A 15,954-nucleotide genomic window follows, 5' to 3' on the forward strand; every position below is an offset into this window, starting at 1 on the left:
GCTCAGCGGTCGTCGGTGAGCACGGGCTTGACGTCCAGGACCGGGGTGCCGTCGAGCGCTTCGAGGCTGCGGACGTGGATGTGCGTGCCGGCGATGGCCAGGACGCGGACGGTGTGCAGCCCGATCGGGTTGGGCCGGTCGGGCGCGCGGGTGGCGAAGACACCGCTGAGCGGGCGGGCGGCGTCACCGCGCGGCCGCACCGTGAGCGTGTCCCGGTCGGCACGGTCGAGCCAGGTCAGCAGCACCACGTCCATGCCGGGCTCGAGGCCTTCCAGGGCGGGCGCGTAGCGCTCGTCCAGGATCAGCCAGGCGTCCGGCGCTCCTTCGTCGGCCTGCTTGGGCGCCGCCGCCCGCTCGGTCAGCGCCGACTGGACGCGCCCGACGGGGCGCAGTGCGTACTCGGTCACAAGCTCACGATCCTCTGCCCGGGAAACCTGCGGGTCTGGATTGTCTCCCGGACCGGGGGAGCGGCCGCACCAGGGAGGGGCCACGGCCGAGTTCGCGCCGGCCGCCGGGTGCCGCCCTCGGCGCGGCACCCGGCGGTGTCGGTACGGTGGGACGCACGACGCAGACCCGCCGCCCCCGACGGAAGGCACCCATGCCGCTCTCGCGACTGCCGTTCGGAGACGCGCTGCGGGAAGTACTGGGGCCGCCCCGGCGGCCCCGCAGGCTGGGCAGCAGTCCTCGCTCGCGGGTCTGGCGCGTCGAACTGGCCGCCGGGCCCGCGGTCGTGAAGCAGATCGTCGGCGGCCCCGACGCCGAGCAGCGGTACGCCCGCGAGGTGGCCGCACTGCGGCTCGCGCTGCGGGCCGCGGCGCCCGTGGTGCCGGCGCTGCTGGGGACCGACCCGGCCGAGCGGGTCCTGGTCCTCGAACGCGTGGAGGACCGGCGGCCGGGCGCCTACTGGATCGTCGACTACGCCACCGCGCTGGCGCGGCTGCACGCCTGCGCGGGACCGGCCGTGGCGGATGTCCTCCCGCGCTGGAAGGGCCCGGACGCGGCCGACGCCGAGGCCTTCCTGCGGCTGGCCGACCGCCTCGGAAGCCCGGTCCCGGCCGGCGCCGCCGCGGAACTCGACGCGCTCGTCGACCGCCTCGCCCGGGCACCTGGGCAGGCTCTGCTGCACGGCGACCCGTGTCCCGGCAACGACCTGCACACCGCGGGCGGCGTCAGATTCATCGACTTCGAGCAGGCGTCCTGGGGCAGCGGCCTGGTCGAACTCGCCTACCTGCGCATCGGCTTCCCCACCTGCTGGTGCGTCACCGCCGCCGCCGCGCCGCTGCTGGAGCGGGCCGAGCAGGCCTACGCCGCCGCCTGGCACGCCGAGACCGGCACCGGTGTCGACCTCGGCCCCGGCCTGACCGACGCGTGCGCGGGCTGGCTGATCCGGGGCGACGCCCTGGTCGAGCGCGCCCACCGCGAGTCCGCCGACCACCTGGCGCGCCTTCCCGACCGCGACTGGCAATGGGGTACCGCGACCGCCCGCCAGCGCCTCGCCCACCGCCTGGCCGTCGTCACCCGTATGACCGCGGCTTCCGACGCGCTGCCCGCCCTGCACACCCTGACGGCCGCCCTCCACGGCCGGATGCTCGCCCGCTGGCCGACCCTCCGGCCGGTCCCCGCCGACCGCCCGTGAGCTGGGCCTCGACACGCCCGCCTGGCCGCCCATGAGCCGGCCGGTGCGGACCGGCCGCTGTGGACGGCCGCCCATGAGCCGCTCTGGACCGGCCGCGGGCACGCCGAAGGCCCGCCCCCGGTGAAGGGGAGCGGGCCTCGGGTGTGGAGAAGGGTCAGAAGCGGCGCGTGATCAGCGCCCGCTTGACCTCCTGGATCGCCTTCGTCACCTCGATGCCGCGCGGGCAGGCGTCCGTGCAGTTGAAGGTGGTGCGGCAGCGCCAGACGCCGTCCTTGTCGTTCAGGATCTCCAGGCGCTGCTCACCGCCCTCGTCGCGGGAGTCGAAGATGAAGCGGTGGGCGTTGACGATGGCCGCGGGACCGAAGTACTGGCCGTCGTTCCAGAAGACCGGGCAGGACGAGGTGCAGGCGGCGCAGAGGATGCACTTGGTGGTGTCGTCGAAGCGCTCGCGGTCCTCGGCGGACTGCAGGCGCTCGCGGGTGGGCTCGTTGCCCTTCGTGATGAGGAAGGGCATCACGTCGCGGTAGGCCTGGAAGAAGGGGTCCATGTCGACCACGAGGTCCTTGAGCACGGTGAGGCCCTTGATGGGCTCGACCGTGATGGGCTTCTCGGGGTTGATGTCCTTGATCAGGGTCTTGCACGCGAGGCGGTTGCGGCCGTTGATGCGGACCGCGTCCGAGCCGCAGACGCCGTGGGCGCAGGAGCGGCGGAAGGTGAGGGTGCCGTCGATCTCCCACTTGATCTTGTGGAGGGCGTCGAGGACGCGCTCCTTGGGGTCCATCGGCAGCTGGTAGTCGACCCACGCGGCCTCGGCCGAGACCTCGGGGTTGAAGCGGCGGACCCGCATGGTGACCGTGATCAGGTGGGATGTACCGCTCTCCGCGGCGTCCAGTGCGGACGAGTGCTTGTCCAGCGTCGGAGTGTTCGGGGTGCTCATCAGTACTTACGCTCCATCGGCTGGTAGCGGGTCTGCACGACCGGCTTGTAGTCCAGGCGGATCGACTCGGCGCCGCTCGTGGCGTCCACCTCGCGGTAGGCCATCGTGTGCCGCATGAAGTTGACGTCGTCGCGGTTGGGGTAGTCCTCGCGGTAGTGGCCGCCGCGGGACTCCTTGCGGGCCAGCGCGGAGACGGCCATGACCTCGGCGAGGTCCAGCAGGTTGCCCAGCTCGACGGCTTCCAGCAGGTCGGTGTTGAACCGCTTGCCCTTGTCCTGGATGGACACGTTGAGGTAGCGCTCGCGCAGCTCGCCGATCTTCTCGACGGCGGTCTTGATGGTCTGCTCGGTGCGGAAGACCATCACGTTGGCGTCCATGCACTCCTGGAGCTCGCGCCGGATGTCGGACACCCGCTCGCTGCCGGTGGCCGAGCGCAGCCGCTCGACCTGGGCCTCGACGAGCGAGGCCGGGTCGTCCGGGAGCGGCGCGAAGTCCGAGGAGTGCGCGTACTCGGCGGCGGCGATGCCGGAGCGGCGGCCGAAGACGTTGATGTCGAGCAGCGAGTTGGTGCCGAGCCGGTTGGCGCCGTGCACCGAGACGCAGGCGACCTCGCCGGCCGCGTACAGGCCGGGCACGACGGTGGTGTTGTCGCGCAGCACCTCGCCCTGGACGTTGGTGGGGATGCCGCCCATGGCGTAGTGCGCGGTCGGCTGGATCGGGATCGGGTCGGTGTACGGCTCGATGCCCAGGTAGGTGCGCGCGAACTCGGTGATGTCCGGCAGCTTCGCGTCCAGCTGCTCCGGCGGCAGGTGGGTCAGGTCGAGGTAGACGTGGTCGCCCTCGGGACCGCAGCCGCGGCCCTCGCGGATCTCGGTGTAGATCGCCCGGGAGACGACGTCGCGCGAGGCGAGGTCCTTCATGACGGGGGCGTACTTCTCCATGAAGCGCTCGCCGTCCTTGTTGCGGAGGATGCCGCCCTCACCGCGGGCGCCCTCCGTCAGCAGGATGCCCATCCGCCAGATGCCCGTCGGGTGGAACTGGAAGAACTCCATGTCCTCCAGCGGCAGCCCGCGGCGGTAGACGGCCGCCTGGCCGTCACCGGTGAGGGTGTGCGCGTTGGAGGTCACCTTGAAGAACTTTCCGGTGCCGCCGGACGCGTAGATCACGGCCTTCGCCTGGAAGACGTGGATCTCGCCGGTGGCCAGCTCGTACGCCACCACACCCGCGGACCGCTGCACGCCGTCGACCTCGGTGAGCAGCTGGTCGAGGACGTAGAACTCGTTGAAGAACTCCACGCCCTCCTTGACGCAGTTCTGGTAAAGCGTCTGGAGGATCATGTGACCGGTGCGGTCGGCGGCGTAGCACGCCCTGCGGACCGCGGCCTCGCCGTGGTTGCGGGTGTGGCCGCCGAACCGGCGCTGGTCGATCCGGCCCTCGGGCGTCCGGTTGAACGGCAGGCCCATCTTCTCCAGGTCGAGGACCGCGTCGATGGCCTCCTTCGCCAGGATCTCGGCGGCGTCCTGGTCGACCAGGTAGTCGCCGCCCTTGATCGTGTCGAAGGTGTGCCACTCCCAGTTGTCCTCCTCGACGTTCGCGAGGGCGGCGGCCATGCCGCCCTGGGCGGCGCCGGTGTGGGAGCGGGTCGGGTAGAGCTTGGTCAGGACGGCGGTGCGGCTGCGCTTGGTGGCCTCGATGGCGGCGCGCATACCGGCGCCGCCCGCGCCGACGATGACGGTGTCGTACTTGTGGATCTGCATGGGGTCGCTTTCCCTGTCCAGCCCTGGCTTAGCGGATGTTCGGGTCGAAGGTGAAGATCACCAGCGAACCGAGCACGATGGTGAACGCCACTGCGGTGAACAGCAGCGTCTTGAGCCAGACGCGGGTGTTGGCCTGCTCGGCGTAGTCGTTGATGACGGTCCGCAGACCGTTGCCGCCGTGCAGCATCGCGAGCCAGAGCATCGCCAGGTCCCAGTACTGCCAGAACGGCGACGCCCAGCGGCCCGCGACGAAGGCGAAACCGACCTTCTGCACACCGCCGTCCAGCACCAGCTGGATCAGCAGGTGGCCGAGCACCAGCACGACGAGGACCACACCGGACAGCCGCATGAAGAGCCAGCCGTACATCTCGAAGTTGGTGCGGCTGCTGCGCGGGGTGCGCTTGGTGCGGGCCCGCGGCGGCTCGATGACCGGGGCGGGATTCTGCGGGCTGTACGGGGCGACGCTGGAGCCGGTCAGCTCGACGGCGTCGGTGATGTCAGTGGACATGTGTCGTTCAGCTCCCGAACAGGACTCGAGCGGCGTGGCCGAGGACCGGGTAGATCGCGCCGAGCATCAGCAGGATCCACAGGCCGACCACGGTCCACAGCATCTGCTTCTGGTAGCGCGGGCCCTGGGTCCAGTAGTCGACGGCGATGATCCGCAGTCCGTTCAGCGCGTGGAAGAGGATCGCGGCGACGAGGCCGTACTCCAGCAGGCTGACGATCGGCGTCTTGTAGGTGGAGACGACCTTGTCGTAGTCCTCGGGGGAGACCCGCACCAGGGCGGTGTCGAGGACATGCACGAACAGGAAGAAGAAGATGAGGACACCGGTGACTCGATGAGCCACCCACGACCACATGCCTTCCCGGCCGCGGTAAAGCGTTCCAGCCGGCACGGAAAAAACCCTCCGGGAGCGGGGCGAGGGGTGCCGGCTAGGGGTGTCGGTCACGCCCGGCCGGGTACGGTCCACCGGCCCCGGCCATCGTAGCGACGCGATACGGCCTGAGTACCGCGGGGTAGGCCAGGTGTGATCGATCCCGCACGGTCGGGTGAACCGGCGGCCTCGAATGCCCGCGCGGACAGGTCCGTATGCCCGGTCAGCCGGATCAGCCGGGTCCTGCAGAGCCTGCGCAGCTGCTCCGCGGTGACCACCCGCTCCTCGTCCTCGTCGTGCCCGAGCCTTTCGCGCAGGCTGGCCAGGGTCTCGTCGAGGGCCGCGGCCGGGTCGGCGGCGGTGGGCTCGTCGAGGGCGAGGATGAAGGCGTGGCCGAATTTCGCCTCGTAGTGCGCGTGGGCGGCGCGCAGCGCGGTGTGCACGGTCAGGCCGCCGCGGTCGGTGAGCGCCGTGGTCGCCTCGCCGGCCAGCGCCTCGGCGAGATCGCCCGAGGTCAGGTCGTACGCGGCCTCGTCCGCCGCGGCCAGCAGCGCCTCGACGGTCGGATACGGGCGGTGGGCGGTCATCCGCCGGGCCCACCTGTGGCTGCCGCAGCAGGCCAGCAGCGCCGTCTCGGCGGCGGTGGCCGGCGCCTCGTTGAGCCGCGTCAGCGGGGACGGCGGAGCGTCGGACGCGGTGTCGCTGGACAGCAGCGGAGCTCCAGGGGCGTGATGGGCGGACGTACGGGAACCCCGTACGGCGGATTCGGCGGGGGAGAACTCCACTGTAGGCGGGGCCGGTTCGAACGAGGCACGCAGGTGTGCGAACTTCACTCGTACGAAGTGCTGCTGACCCGCCGGTTGACGCTGCCGCCCTGCTCGGACGCGGATACGCCCCGGTCTCCCGGCGCCGCCCCGCACTCCGTCCCACCGGAAACGGTCACGGCGGGGGCGGTCCACGGGCAGGCGGAGGATGCTCTCCTGTGGGCCACACGGAAGAGTGACGACGGCCGGGGGCCGCCTCCCCCCACAGGAGCGTCCCCGGCCGCCGACTTGTACTGCGTATCCCAGAGCAAAAGTGTCACAGCCGCGCATGAGGCAGGATTGGCCCTGTGTTCGAGGGGGTGGGGCCCGACGTGGAACCGCACGAGACTCTGGAGGCCGCGGTCAGCGCGGCCCAGCAGGGCGACGACGCCGCGTTCCGTACCGTCTACCGGGCTGTCCAGCCGCAGTTGCTGAACTACGTCCGCAGCCTGGTCGGGCCGGTGGACGCCGAGGACGTGGCGTCCGAGGCCTGGTTGCAGATCGCCCGCGATCTGCCCAACTACCGCTGCGGCAGCGGGTCGATACGCGGCTGGGCGGCCAGGATCGCCCGCAACCGCGCGCTCGACCACATAAGGGCGCGCAGCAGGCGCCCGGTGCCCGGCGGCGGCGTGGACGACCTCATCCAGCTGCCGGACCGGGCCGACACCGCGGGCGAGGCCCTGGACGCGGTCGCCACCGACCGGGCGCTCGCCGCCATCGCCGCGCTGCCGCGCGAGCAGGCGGAGGCGGTGCTGCTGCGGGTGGTGATGGGGCTGGACTCGACCAGCGCCGCGCGGGTGCTCGGCAAACGCGCCGGCTCGGTGCGAATGGCGACCCACCGCGGCCTGCGGCGGCTGGCGGAGATCCTGGAGTACGACCACGGGGACCAGTACGGCGACGGGGACACCTACGGCGAGGCCCCCGGCGCGGTCCCGGGGCAGCGTCCCACGGACCGGCCGCACGCGGATGTCACGTTTTCCGCGTCCAAGGCGCTGTGAGGAAGTGGGATGAGCGACAACACCCGACGCGAAGCCGCATCCGCGGACCTGCCCCACCCGGCCCGCGACCCCCACCCGCCCCAGTGCCTTCCGGTGCCCCGCGCCGGCAGCTGGCCGGACGCGCGCACCGCGGAGATCCTGCTCACCGGTGACGGGTCCTGCGCGCCGCCCAGCGTGCCCGCCGACCGGCTGGTCCGGCTGCTCGCCGCGGCCCGCGGCGGGCGCGCGCCGCTCGACCCGGTCCGCGAGGCGGCCGCGCTCGCGGCCTTCCGCACGGCCGCCGTGGGGCGGGCCCGCGGCAAGGGCGGCGGCCCGCTGGCCGCGCTGCGGGCGGCCTTCACGGTGCGGCGGCCCCGGGTGATGGCGGCGGCCGTCATGTCGGCGCTGGCGCTCGGCGGGGTGGCGGTGGGGATGGCCGCGGTCGCCAGGTCGTTCACCCCTGGGGAGGGCGCGGGGAACGCGCCGGTGGGCACCAGGCCCCCGGCGGCGGTGTCGCCCGACAGCAGCACGTCAGGGCCGTGGACGGCGGGCCCCCGCATCAACGGGGGCGTCAGCGCGCCACCGCCGGCCCACAGCGGCGTCGACGAGCAGCGGCGCGGCGCCGGCCACGAAGGGCGCGGGCACTCCTGCCACCGGACGCACCCCGGCCACTGCCCGGGCGGCAGGTCCGGGGGGAAGGCCGACTGGCCCGCATCGCAGGGCGGCGGCGGGAAGGGCGGCAAGGGCGCAACAGGCGGCAAGGGCGGCAAGGCGGACAAGCGGCACGGCGGCGGCGGCCCGCGTCACATCCGCCCCGGGCGGCACTCGGCGTCACGTGCGCCGGGCAGGTGACACTTCTGACGGTCCGTGCGCTGTAGGGAGTAAGGCCGACTGGTCATCGGCCCCCTCGACCCCGGTTCTCCCCGTACCGGGGTCGGGCGGAACGGAGCGCGGCCGGGCGCATTTCCCCCTGCCCGGTCGCGCTCCCTTCTCACCGCCGCCGGGCGCTCACCAGTAGACGACGACCTTGTCGCCGACGTGCACCTCGTCGAAGAGCCGCGAGATCGCGGCCTTGTCCCGGACGTTGACGCAGCCGTGCGAGGCCCCCGCGTAGCCGCGGGCGGCGAAGTCGGACGAATAGTGCACCGCCTGGCCGCCGCTGAAGAACATCGCGTACGGCATCGACGTGTGGTAGATCGTCGAGACGTGGTCGCGGCTCTTGGAGTCCACGTGGAACAGGCCCTCGCGGGTCGGGGTGTACTGCGACCCGAAGCGGACGTCCATGGTGGCCTGCACCTTGCCGTTCACCACCCATGACAGGGTGCGGCTGGTCTTGCTGATGCACAGCGCGCGGCCGGTCATGCAGCGCGCGTCCAGCTTGCCGGCCGGCTTCGCCGGGATCGGCGGGTAGAGCTCCTTGTGGGTCGGCTGGTGGGTCAGCGACCGCAGCTTGGACCAGGTGGCCTGGCTGACGCTGCCGGTCGAGGCCAGCGCGTGCCGCTCCTGGAAGTCGCTCACCGCGTGCTGGGTGACGCTGCCGTAGTAGCCGGTCGGATTCTGCGAGAACAGGTGCAGCTGGCCCAGCCTTGCCTGGAGTTCGCGCACCTGGGAGCTGGTCGTGCCCACCTTCATCACGGCCGGCTCGACCGGCGGCTTGGTCGGAGCCTTGGTCTTCGGGGCGGCCGGCTTGGTGGACTTGGCGGGCGCGGTGGTGGCAGGCGTGGTCGGCGCCTGCGTGGTGGCCGGGGCCGCGCTCGTGGTGGCCGGTTCCGTGGTGCCTGCCGCGGTCGTGCTCGACGACGGCTGCTGGTCGGCCCCGGTGTCCTGCGGGCCGCACGCGGCGAGCACCGCCATGGCGAGCGCCGCCCCGGCGGCCGCCACCGTCACCGAGACCCGGCGTCTTCCCCTGTTCCTGCGTGTCGACATCACTCTCATCCCCCTGTGTCTGCCCTTGTGCACCACTAGACATCTTTCCGGCCCGCACGGTTGCGGCCCCCCGGTGGAGACTCCGCAACGGCAGCGGGCCGCGGGCGGGGCGGCGGCCGATCCGCCGCGGCCCGCGGGTGGACTGTGAGGAAGGTCCCAGCGCGGAGCGGTGCACCGCGTGCACGCTCGCCGCTACAGTCCGTGGCGGGAACCCCCCTCGATCCCACCCCACCAGCATTGCGGAGGCGTGAAGCATGACGCGCGAGTCGGAAAGCGGCCTGCCGATCGAGCCGGTCTACGGTCCGGAGGCACTGGGGGACTGGGACCCGGCGGAGAAGCTGGGGGAGCCCGGCGGGTACCCGTTCACCCGCGGGGTCTACCCGTCGATGTACACAGGACGGCCCTGGACGATGCGGCAGTACGCCGGCTTCGGCACCGCGTCGGAGTCGAACGCGCGCTACAAGCAGCTCATCGCCAACGGCACCATGGGCCTGTCGGTCGCCTTCGACCTGCCCACCCAGATGGGCCACGACTCGGACGCGCCCATCGCGCACGGCGAGGTCGGCAAGGTCGGGGTCGCCATCGACTCGATCGACGACATGCTGGTGCTCTTCGACGGCATCCCGCTGGACAAGGTGTCCACCTCGATGACGATCAACGCGCCCGCCGCCCTGCTGCTGCTGCTCTACCAGCTCGTCGGCGAGGAGCAGGGCGTCTCCGCCGACCGGCTGACCGGCACCATCCAGAACGACGTGCTCAAGGAGTACATCGCGCGGGGGACGTACATCTTCCCGCCCAAGCCGTCGCTGCGGCTGATCGCCGACATCTTCGCCTACTGCAGGACCGAGATCCCGAAGTGGAACACCATCTCGATCTCGGGCTACCACATGGCGGAGGCCGGGGCCTCGCCCGCGCAGGAGATCGCCTTCACGCTCGCCGACGGCATCGAATACGTCCGTACCGCGGTCGCCGCGGGAATGGACGTGGACGATTTCGCGCCGCGGCTGTCCTTCTTCTTCGTGTCGCGCACCACGATCCTGGAGGAGGTCGCGAAATTCCGCGCGGCCCGGCGGATCTGGGCGCGGGTGATGCGCGAGGAGTTCGGCGCGAAGAATCCCAAGTCGCTGATGCTGCGCTTCCACACCCAGACCGCGGGTGTGCAGCTCACGGCGCAGCAGCCCGAGGTCAACCTGGTGCGGGTGGCCGTCCAGGGCCTGGCGGCGGTGTTCGGCGGCACGCAGTCGCTGCACACCAACTCCTTCGACGAGGCCATCGCGCTGCCCACCGACAAGTCGGCCAGGCTCGCGCTGCGCACCCAGCAGGTGCTGGCCTACGAGACCGACGTCACCGCCACCGTCGACCCCTTCGCGGGCAGTTACGTGGTGGAGAAGCTCACCGACGACGTCGAGGCCGCGGCTGTCGCGCTGATGGCGAAGGTCGAGGACCTCGGCGGCGCGGTCCCCGCCATCGAGCACGGCTTCCAGAAGGGGGAGATCGAGCGGAACGCCTACCGCATCGCCCTGGAGACCGACGCGGGCGAGCGGGTGGTGGTCGGCGTCAACCGCTACAAGCTCGACGAGGAGGAGCCGTACGAGCCGCTGCGGGTGGACCCGGCGATCGAGGCGCAGCAGGCGGCCCGGCTGGGGAAGCTGCGGGCGGCCCGCGACGGGGACGCCGTCGAGGCGGCGCTCGACGCGCTCCGGAAGGCCGCGGCGGGCAGCGACAACGTGCTCTACCCGATGAAGGACGCGCTCAGGGCGCGGGCCACGGTCGGCGAGGTCTGCAACGCGTTGCGCGAGGTGTGGGGCACGTACGTGCCGACCGACGCCTTCTGAGCGGTCGGGCTCCGACGGGCGTACGGCGCCTGCCGTTCACCCGACCGAAGCAGTCGGTTGGTCCGGTCGTCGGATGAACGTCGCCCGGCTCGGCTGGGATGGCCCTCCACTGGTGCGGTGACACGACTCACCGGGATACGCGCATCGGGCGCGCCGCGCACCATATTCCGGAGGACCTGTGTCTCCTTCTGCCGAGGCCGTATCCGACCAGGACGAAGCTGTCACGACAGCGGAGGACCGGCCGCTGCCCGGCGGTGCCGGGCGGCGGCTCCTCGACCGGGCCCGGCGCAGCCACACGCTGCGCGGCGGACTCGGCGCCGCGCTGATGGCCTGCGTGGTCTTCTGCCTCGGCGGTCTGATGGCCGGCAGCTACCCGCTCGGTTCGCACACCCGCAACATCGTGGACCTCGGCAACCAGTACCTGCCCTACCACGCCTACTGGCGCAAGATGCTGCTCGGCGGCGCCGACGGCGACATGTTCGTCAACTGGAACTCCGGGTTCGGCTCGAACTTCCTCGGCGACTTCGGCACGTATCTCAGCAGCCCCTTCGACCTGCTGGTGGTGCTCTTCCCCGCCGACCGGATCGAGTTGGCGCTCTACGTCATCACCGCGGCGAAGATCACCGCGGCGGGCGCCGCGATGGCGGTGCTGCTGCTGCGGCTGCGCCGCGGGCCGTGGCCGGTCGCCGCGGTGCTGGGCGCGGCCTACGCCCTGTCGGGCTGGGCGCTCGACAACGGCGCCTCGGTGCCGATGTGGCTCGACGGCCTGCTGGCCTTCCCGCTGCTGTGCCTGGTGGGCGAGTGGGCGCGGGCCGGCCGGCGGCCCGTGGTGGGGCCGCTGGTGGTGGGCCTGTTCTGGGTGGCGAACTTCTACACCGCCTACATGGCCACCATCGGCGCCGCCATCGTGCTGGTGGTGCGGCTGTTCACCGCCGACGAGGCCGGCAGGCGGAGGCTGGCCGGGCTGCTGCACGCCACCCGCGGGGTGCTGATCGGCATCGGCCTCGCCGCCCCGCTGGTGCTGGTGATCTACAAGGCCACCAAGGTCGCCGACCCCACCCCCGAGGTGGTCTTCGCCCCGGCCGCATGGGCGGACATCCTCGCCCGTCTGCTGCCCGCGACGACCAGCACGGCCACGCCCGCCCTCTACATCGGCACCCCCGCCCTGGTGCTGGCGCTGACACTGCCCTTCAATCGGGCCGTCGCCACCCGGGTACGCGTCGCCTGGTCGGCGTGCGTGTGCCTGGTGACCCTGTCGCTGAACTGGGAGCCGACCCACCTGATCTGGCACGCCGGCGCGTCGCCCAACGGCATCCCCTACCGGCAGACCTTCGTGGTGTGCGGCCTGCTGCTGATCGCGGCCTGGCTGTCCACCGCCGACGGCCTGCCCGCGCTGCCCGCACTGCTCGGCGGCGCGGCCGTGCTCGCCGTCCTCACCCTGGCGGCCCACGGCCGCGAGGTCGTCGACCGGTGGACCTACCCGAGCTTCGCGGTCGCACTGCTGCTCGGCGCGCTGGCCGCCGCCGCGGTGCTGGTCGCACGGCGGTACGGGGTCGGCGCGCGGGCGCTGCCGGTGGCGGCCGTCGCCCTGCTGGTCCTGGCCCAGGGCGGTGAGACCGCGGTGACCGGCATGCGGGTCGCGGAACTCCAGCTCAAGGAGGTGTCCTGGACACCGCGGCTCGGCCCGGCGCAGCAGGACATGGCGGCGGCCGTCGCCGCGAAGGACGACTGGCCGGCGTCGCGCACCGACCCCGACAACGTGCCCGGCGGCAACGACGAGATGGTCGTCGGCGGGCAGGGCGCCGAGTACTACAGCAGCCTGACGGCGGACGACACCTCGTGGATGCTGTCGGAACTGGGCTTCGGCTACTACGCCAAGGGCCGCCACCCGGTCTCCCTCGCCAACCCGGTCACCGACGCCATCTTCTCCATCGGCACCCGGCTGCACTCCACCCCGATCGGCCCGGTGCGCAGCGACCGGCTGCCGCGCGCCACCACCACGTCCACCACCATGGCGGTGCCGCCGCTGGTGACCGTACGCCCTGACCTGCGGCTGGCCGGCACGGCGCAGCACTGGGACGACTCCGCCTTCGCCAACCAGGAGATGGTGCTCGGCGCCAAGGTCTACGACCGGCAGGCCCCGATCGTGCGGACCGACACCGCCATCGGCGCCGCCACCTTGAGCACCACCTGCACCCCCGGCGCGCAGGTCTACTTCTGGGCACCGCAGTACAAGGGCACCGCCGCTCTCGGCCAGGGGCAGCCGGTGGGCTTCGACGGCCATCTGCCCGCCGTCCGCAGCGGGATGGCGGCCGTCGGCACCGTCCCCGCGTCCGGCGCCGTGCAGGTCGCGCTGCGCTTCACCGGCCACCTCAGGCTGCCCGAGCAGTCGATCGGCTGCCTGGTGAAGAGCCGGCTGGACGCGGCGGTGAGCAAGCTGACGGCGACCGGCGCGACCGCCGTGCACGTCGACGGCCACACCCTCAGCGCCGACCTGCCTGCCGGCAGCACCGGCACCGCGGTCGTCGCGGTGCCGCGGATCAACGGCTGGCGGTGCTCCGCGGGCGACGGGTCGGCCACGGCCGCGAAGAAGTACCTCGGCCTGATCGCCGTACCGCTCGACGGCAAGGCGACGTCGATCAGCTGCACCTTCCAGCCGCCGGGCCTCAAGCTCGGCGGGGCGGTCGGGGTCGCCGCGCTCGTCTGCCTGATCGCGACCGGCTGGTGGTACCGGCGGGTGGCCGGGAACGCGAACAGGGCCGGGGCGCCCACGGTGTGAGCGCCCCGGCCCCGGGGTGGGAAGGCCGCGCTCAGCCGAGCGCGGCCTTCTTCAGCGCGCGGGCCCGCCGGGCCACCCTGCGGACGGTGCGGTTGCGCGGCACGAACGCCAGGCGGGCCGGGACCGCGCCCGGCAGCCCGAGCGAGGTGAGCCGCCGCCGCTTGAAGTACGGCCAGGTCTCGGCGGTCAGGTGCGCGCCGAGCCAGGCCACCGTCTCGTCCCGCAGCTCCGGGTGGGCCTGCGCCTGCATGCAGTAGCCCACCGCCCGCAGCAGCGGCTTCAGTTCGGCCGCCACCTGCTCGGGCGACGGCGGCGCCCAGCCGCGTACCGCGGCGGCGTCGGCCAGGTCGGGCAGCATGGCGTGCACCAGGGTCACCGGCACCCGGTTGCTGTTCTGGTAGGGCGCCAGGCGGTCGAGCAGCAGCCCGGTGCCGGTACGCGCGACCGGTATGCCGTAGAGCACCGACGCGGTGAGCAGCGCGGTGGAGAAGCAGCCGGCCACCAGCGCGGGACGTGCCCGCTGGTAGATCACCTCGGCGAGCACCGGGGTGTCAAGGACGGTCAACTCGGCGCCGAGACCGGCGGCTTCGGCCCTGAGCGGCTCCATCCAGTGGGCGGGGGCGGTGGGGTGCGGCTTGAAGACGATCTTCTTGTGCCCGAGCGCGACGGCGCCGCGGATCAGCGACAGGTGCAGTTGCTCCTCCTCGTCGGCGCTGAGGATGCCCAGTGCCGACAGGTACTGGCCGAGCAGCAGGGCCGCGTCCCGCGGGACGCCGTCGAGGTCGCGGCCGACCGCGGCCTCCGCCGCGTCGGCCACCTCGGTGAGCACCTTGGTGAACTCGGCGCTCGGCACCACCTGCGAGGGCACCCCGAACTCGGTGAGCAGCAGCGGTTCCAGGCCGGGCACCAGGTCCAGGTGCAGCAGCCGGTCGATCCTGGTGTCGACCAGCAGCCCGAGCTTGTTGCGGGTCGGGCCGTAGGACATCAGGCCGTCGGCGTACACCGTGATCGGGGCGCCGAGGAAGATCTGCGCGAAGGACAGCGCGGGCGGGACCTGCAAGGATTCCACGATCAGCTCGACGTCGTTGTCGCCGAGCTGCCAGAGCATCCGCAGGTGCCGCTCCCACATGGGGACCTCGTTGGCGCGGGGGGTCCAGCCGCCGGGGTGCAGCGGGAGGATCACCTCGTTCCACGACACCAGGCGGTCGAAGCGGGAGCGCAGCGCCTCGAAGCCGGGCGCCAGGTCGAGGCCCGGGTGCGTCTCGGGGACCGACGCGTTGTTGCTGACCACGAGGATGCGCCGGTCGGCGGGGGGTATGGTGCCGACGTCCATGGCCGCCGCCAGGGTGGCGGCGCCGTAGAGGGTGGACGCGAGGAAGAGCTGGGTGGTGGCCATCACGCGACCGCCGTTCCGTTGGTGTTGGTGCGGGCGTCGGGGTCGTCCTTGCCCGGTATCCGCCGGCGCAGCCTGCGGATCTTGGTGCTCCGCTCGATGTCCATCGAGTCGAGGACGGTGTTCAGCACGTCCTTGGGCAGCCGGCCGAGTGCGGCCGCGCAGGAGGACTTGAGCCGCCGGGCCATCGCCGGTTCGAAGCGGTCGATCTGGTCCAGGTGGAAGACGATGAGCGCGCAGAACTGGCGGACGGCCTTCGGCAGGAAGCGCTCACCTTCCGGGTCCTCGGCCAGCATCTCGAAGACGAGTTCGCAGGAGCGGATGAAGTCCAGCTGCCGCTCGTCGCCGATCTGCGTCAGCGAAGTCGCCACGCTGCGGCGGTAGTGCATGCCCATCAGGCCGACCACGGCGACGGACTCGGCCTGGAGGTGCATCCGCCAGGACCACAACCGGTCCTCGGCGGTGCGCAGTTCCTCCGGCATCCGCAGCAGGCCGCGGTCGACCGTGCGGCGGTGGTAGGCGCCGAAGGGGAGGTTGGGGTAGTCGACGAGCGAGGGCCGGTCGGCGGGCAGGATGGCGGTGCGCGGATCGAGCGGGGCGTTGCGGCGGCCGTGCGGCACCCGGACGATCTCGCGGGAGCTGCCGGTGCACTTGACGTGGTCGGTGCGCAGGAAGTCCACGTCCAACCGGTCCATGGCGCTGACCAGCTGGGGCAGGTAGCCGGGGGCCATCCAGTCGTCGCCGTCCATGAAGGTCAGGTATTCGCCTTCGGCCGCGTCGATGCCCGCGTTGCGCAGGGCCGAGACCCCGGCGTGCTCCCGCCGCATCACCCGGGCGCCGGGCAGCGTGCGGGCGCCCTCCTCCAGCAGGCGGGGCGTCTGATCCGTGGACCCGTCATCCATGAGCAGGAACTCGAAGTCGGAACGGGCGTTCGCCTCGATGCTGCGGAGCGCGTCGGGGACGAATTGCTGCACGTTGAAAAATGTCACGATGACGGAGAGCTTGACCACCCGCCGAATCCTAAGGTCTCGTTCGG

The 15,954-nt window shown here is 72.3% G+C and carries 14 protein-coding genes; 5 read left to right on the forward strand and 9 right to left on the reverse strand.

Annotation, left to right across the window (positions count from 1 at the left end):
* Positions 1-2: 2 nt before the first annotated feature.
* The gene (gene tsaA / locus ACGFMP_RS20995; protein ID WP_393674236.1) at positions 3-407 is read right to left on the reverse strand and encodes a tRNA (N6-threonylcarbamoyladenosine(37)-N6)-methyltransferase TrmO; all 405 of its coding nucleotides are present in this window, start codon (positions 405-407) and stop codon (positions 3-5) included.
* Positions 408-598: 191 nt separating this feature from the next.
* On the opposite strand from tsaA, the gene ACGFMP_RS21000 reads away from it, so the two are divergent.
* Complete coding sequence (locus ACGFMP_RS21000; protein WP_393674237.1) at positions 599-1,636, forward strand: phosphotransferase family protein; 1,038 nt, start codon at positions 599-601, stop codon at positions 1,634-1,636.
* A gap of 154 nt (positions 1,637-1,790) precedes the next feature.
* Here ACGFMP_RS21000 and ACGFMP_RS21005 read toward each other — a convergent pair whose 3' ends face one another.
* From ACGFMP_RS21005 to ACGFMP_RS21025, 5 genes are read right to left on the reverse strand one after another with little or no spacing between them, the layout of a single operon-like run.
* Positions 1,791-2,573: a succinate dehydrogenase iron-sulfur subunit gene (locus ACGFMP_RS21005; protein ID WP_393674238.1), complete on the reverse strand. Its 783-nt coding sequence runs from the start codon at positions 2,571-2,573 to the stop codon at positions 1,791-1,793.
* Entirely contained in the window at positions 2,573-4,330 is a 1,758-nt protein-coding gene (sdhA, locus tag ACGFMP_RS21010; RefSeq protein WP_393674239.1) for a succinate dehydrogenase flavoprotein subunit, read from the reverse strand. Before sdhA ends, ACGFMP_RS21005 begins: the two co-directional genes overlap by 1 nt.
* 28 nt (positions 4,331-4,358) lie before the next feature.
* Positions 4,359-4,838 carry a succinate dehydrogenase hydrophobic membrane anchor subunit gene (locus ACGFMP_RS21015; RefSeq protein WP_393674240.1) on the reverse strand — a complete coding sequence of 160 codons (480 nt, stop codon included), beginning with the start codon at positions 4,836-4,838 and terminating at the stop codon, positions 4,359-4,361.
* 7 nt (positions 4,839-4,845) lie between these two features.
* A complete protein-coding gene (sdhC, locus tag ACGFMP_RS21020) occupies positions 4,846-5,226 on the reverse strand; it encodes a succinate dehydrogenase, cytochrome b556 subunit (RefSeq protein ID WP_393674241.1) in 381 nt (126 codons plus the stop codon).
* Between the two features lie 50 nt (positions 5,227-5,276).
* Positions 5,277-6,038, reverse strand: coding sequence for a 2-oxo-4-hydroxy-4-carboxy-5-ureidoimidazoline decarboxylase (locus tag ACGFMP_RS21025; protein ID WP_393674242.1), 762 nt, complete (start codon positions 6,036-6,038; stop codon positions 5,277-5,279).
* Between the two features lie 278 nt (positions 6,039-6,316).
* On the opposite strand from ACGFMP_RS21025, the gene ACGFMP_RS21030 reads away from it, so the two are divergent.
* Positions 6,317-7,006, forward strand: coding sequence for an RNA polymerase sigma factor (locus ACGFMP_RS21030; protein WP_393674243.1), 690 nt, complete (start codon positions 6,317-6,319; stop codon positions 7,004-7,006).
* A 9-nt stretch (positions 7,007-7,015) separates the two neighbouring features.
* Complete coding sequence (locus ACGFMP_RS21035; RefSeq protein ID WP_393674245.1) at positions 7,016-7,837, forward strand: hypothetical protein; 822 nt, start codon at positions 7,016-7,018, stop codon at positions 7,835-7,837.
* Between the two features lie 156 nt (positions 7,838-7,993).
* On the opposite strand, the gene ACGFMP_RS21040 is transcribed toward ACGFMP_RS21035, so the two are convergent.
* On the reverse strand, positions 7,994-8,911 hold the full coding sequence (locus ACGFMP_RS21040) for a L,D-transpeptidase family protein (RefSeq protein WP_393674246.1): 918 nt from the start codon (positions 8,909-8,911) through the stop codon (positions 7,994-7,996).
* A 254-nt stretch (positions 8,912-9,165) separates the two neighbouring features.
* Here ACGFMP_RS21040 and ACGFMP_RS21045 point away from each other — a divergent pair, with 254 nt between their 5' ends.
* Together ACGFMP_RS21045 and ACGFMP_RS21050 are read left to right on the forward strand one after the other, a co-directional pair.
* Positions 9,166-10,746: a methylmalonyl-CoA mutase gene (locus tag ACGFMP_RS21045; protein WP_393674247.1), complete on the forward strand. Its 1,581-nt coding sequence runs from the start codon at positions 9,166-9,168 to the stop codon at positions 10,744-10,746.
* Between the two features lie 178 nt (positions 10,747-10,924).
* A complete protein-coding gene (locus ACGFMP_RS21050; RefSeq protein ID WP_393674249.1) occupies positions 10,925-13,525 on the forward strand; it encodes a YfhO family protein in 2,601 nt (866 codons plus the stop codon).
* Positions 13,526-13,556: 31 nt separating this feature from the next.
* Here ACGFMP_RS21050 and ACGFMP_RS21055 read toward each other — a convergent pair whose 3' ends face one another.
* Together ACGFMP_RS21055 and ACGFMP_RS21060 are read right to left on the reverse strand one after the other, a co-directional pair.
* Positions 13,557-14,921 carry a polysialyltransferase family glycosyltransferase gene (locus ACGFMP_RS21055; protein ID WP_393674250.1) on the reverse strand — a complete coding sequence of 455 codons (1,365 nt, stop codon included), beginning with the start codon at positions 14,919-14,921 and terminating at the stop codon, positions 13,557-13,559.
* Complete coding sequence (locus ACGFMP_RS21060; protein WP_393674251.1) at positions 14,921-15,928, reverse strand: glycosyltransferase family 2 protein; 1,008 nt, start codon at positions 15,926-15,928, stop codon at positions 14,921-14,923. Before ACGFMP_RS21060 ends, ACGFMP_RS21055 begins: the two co-directional genes overlap by 1 nt.
* Positions 15,929-15,954: the final 26 nt, after the last annotated feature.

The organism is Streptomyces sp. NPDC049040 (assembly GCF_043197715.1).
Taxonomy (GTDB): Bacteria; Actinomycetota; Actinomycetes; order Streptomycetales; family Streptomycetaceae; genus Actinacidiphila.

Bases quoted from the DNA above. Each gene is read 5' to 3' on its own strand.
- ACGFMP_RS21000 (WP_393674237.1), top strand. From the start codon at position 599: ATGCCGCTCTCGCGACTGCCGTTCGGAGACGCGCTGCGGGAAGTACTG.
- ACGFMP_RS21005 (WP_393674238.1), bottom strand. From the start codon at position 2,573: ATGAGCACCCCGAACACTCCGACGCTGGACAAGCACTCGTCCGCACTG.
- sdhA (WP_393674239.1), bottom strand. From the start codon at position 4,330: ATGCAGATCCACAAGTACGACACCGTCATCGTCGGCGCGGGCGGCGCC.
- ACGFMP_RS21015 (WP_393674240.1), bottom strand. From the start codon at position 4,838: ATGTCCACTGACATCACCGACGCCGTCGAGCTGACCGGCTCCAGCGTC.
- ACGFMP_RS21035 (WP_393674245.1), top strand. From the start codon at position 7,016: ATGAGCGACAACACCCGACGCGAAGCCGCATCCGCGGACCTGCCCCAC.
- ACGFMP_RS21040 (WP_393674246.1), bottom strand. From the start codon at position 8,911: ATGTCGACACGCAGGAACAGGGGAAGACGCCGGGTCTCGGTGACGGTG.
- ACGFMP_RS21045 (WP_393674247.1), top strand. From the start codon at position 9,166: ATGACGCGCGAGTCGGAAAGCGGCCTGCCGATCGAGCCGGTCTACGGT.
- ACGFMP_RS21055 (WP_393674250.1), bottom strand. From the start codon at position 14,921: ATGGCCACCACCCAGCTCTTCCTCGCGTCCACCCTCTACGGCGCCGCC.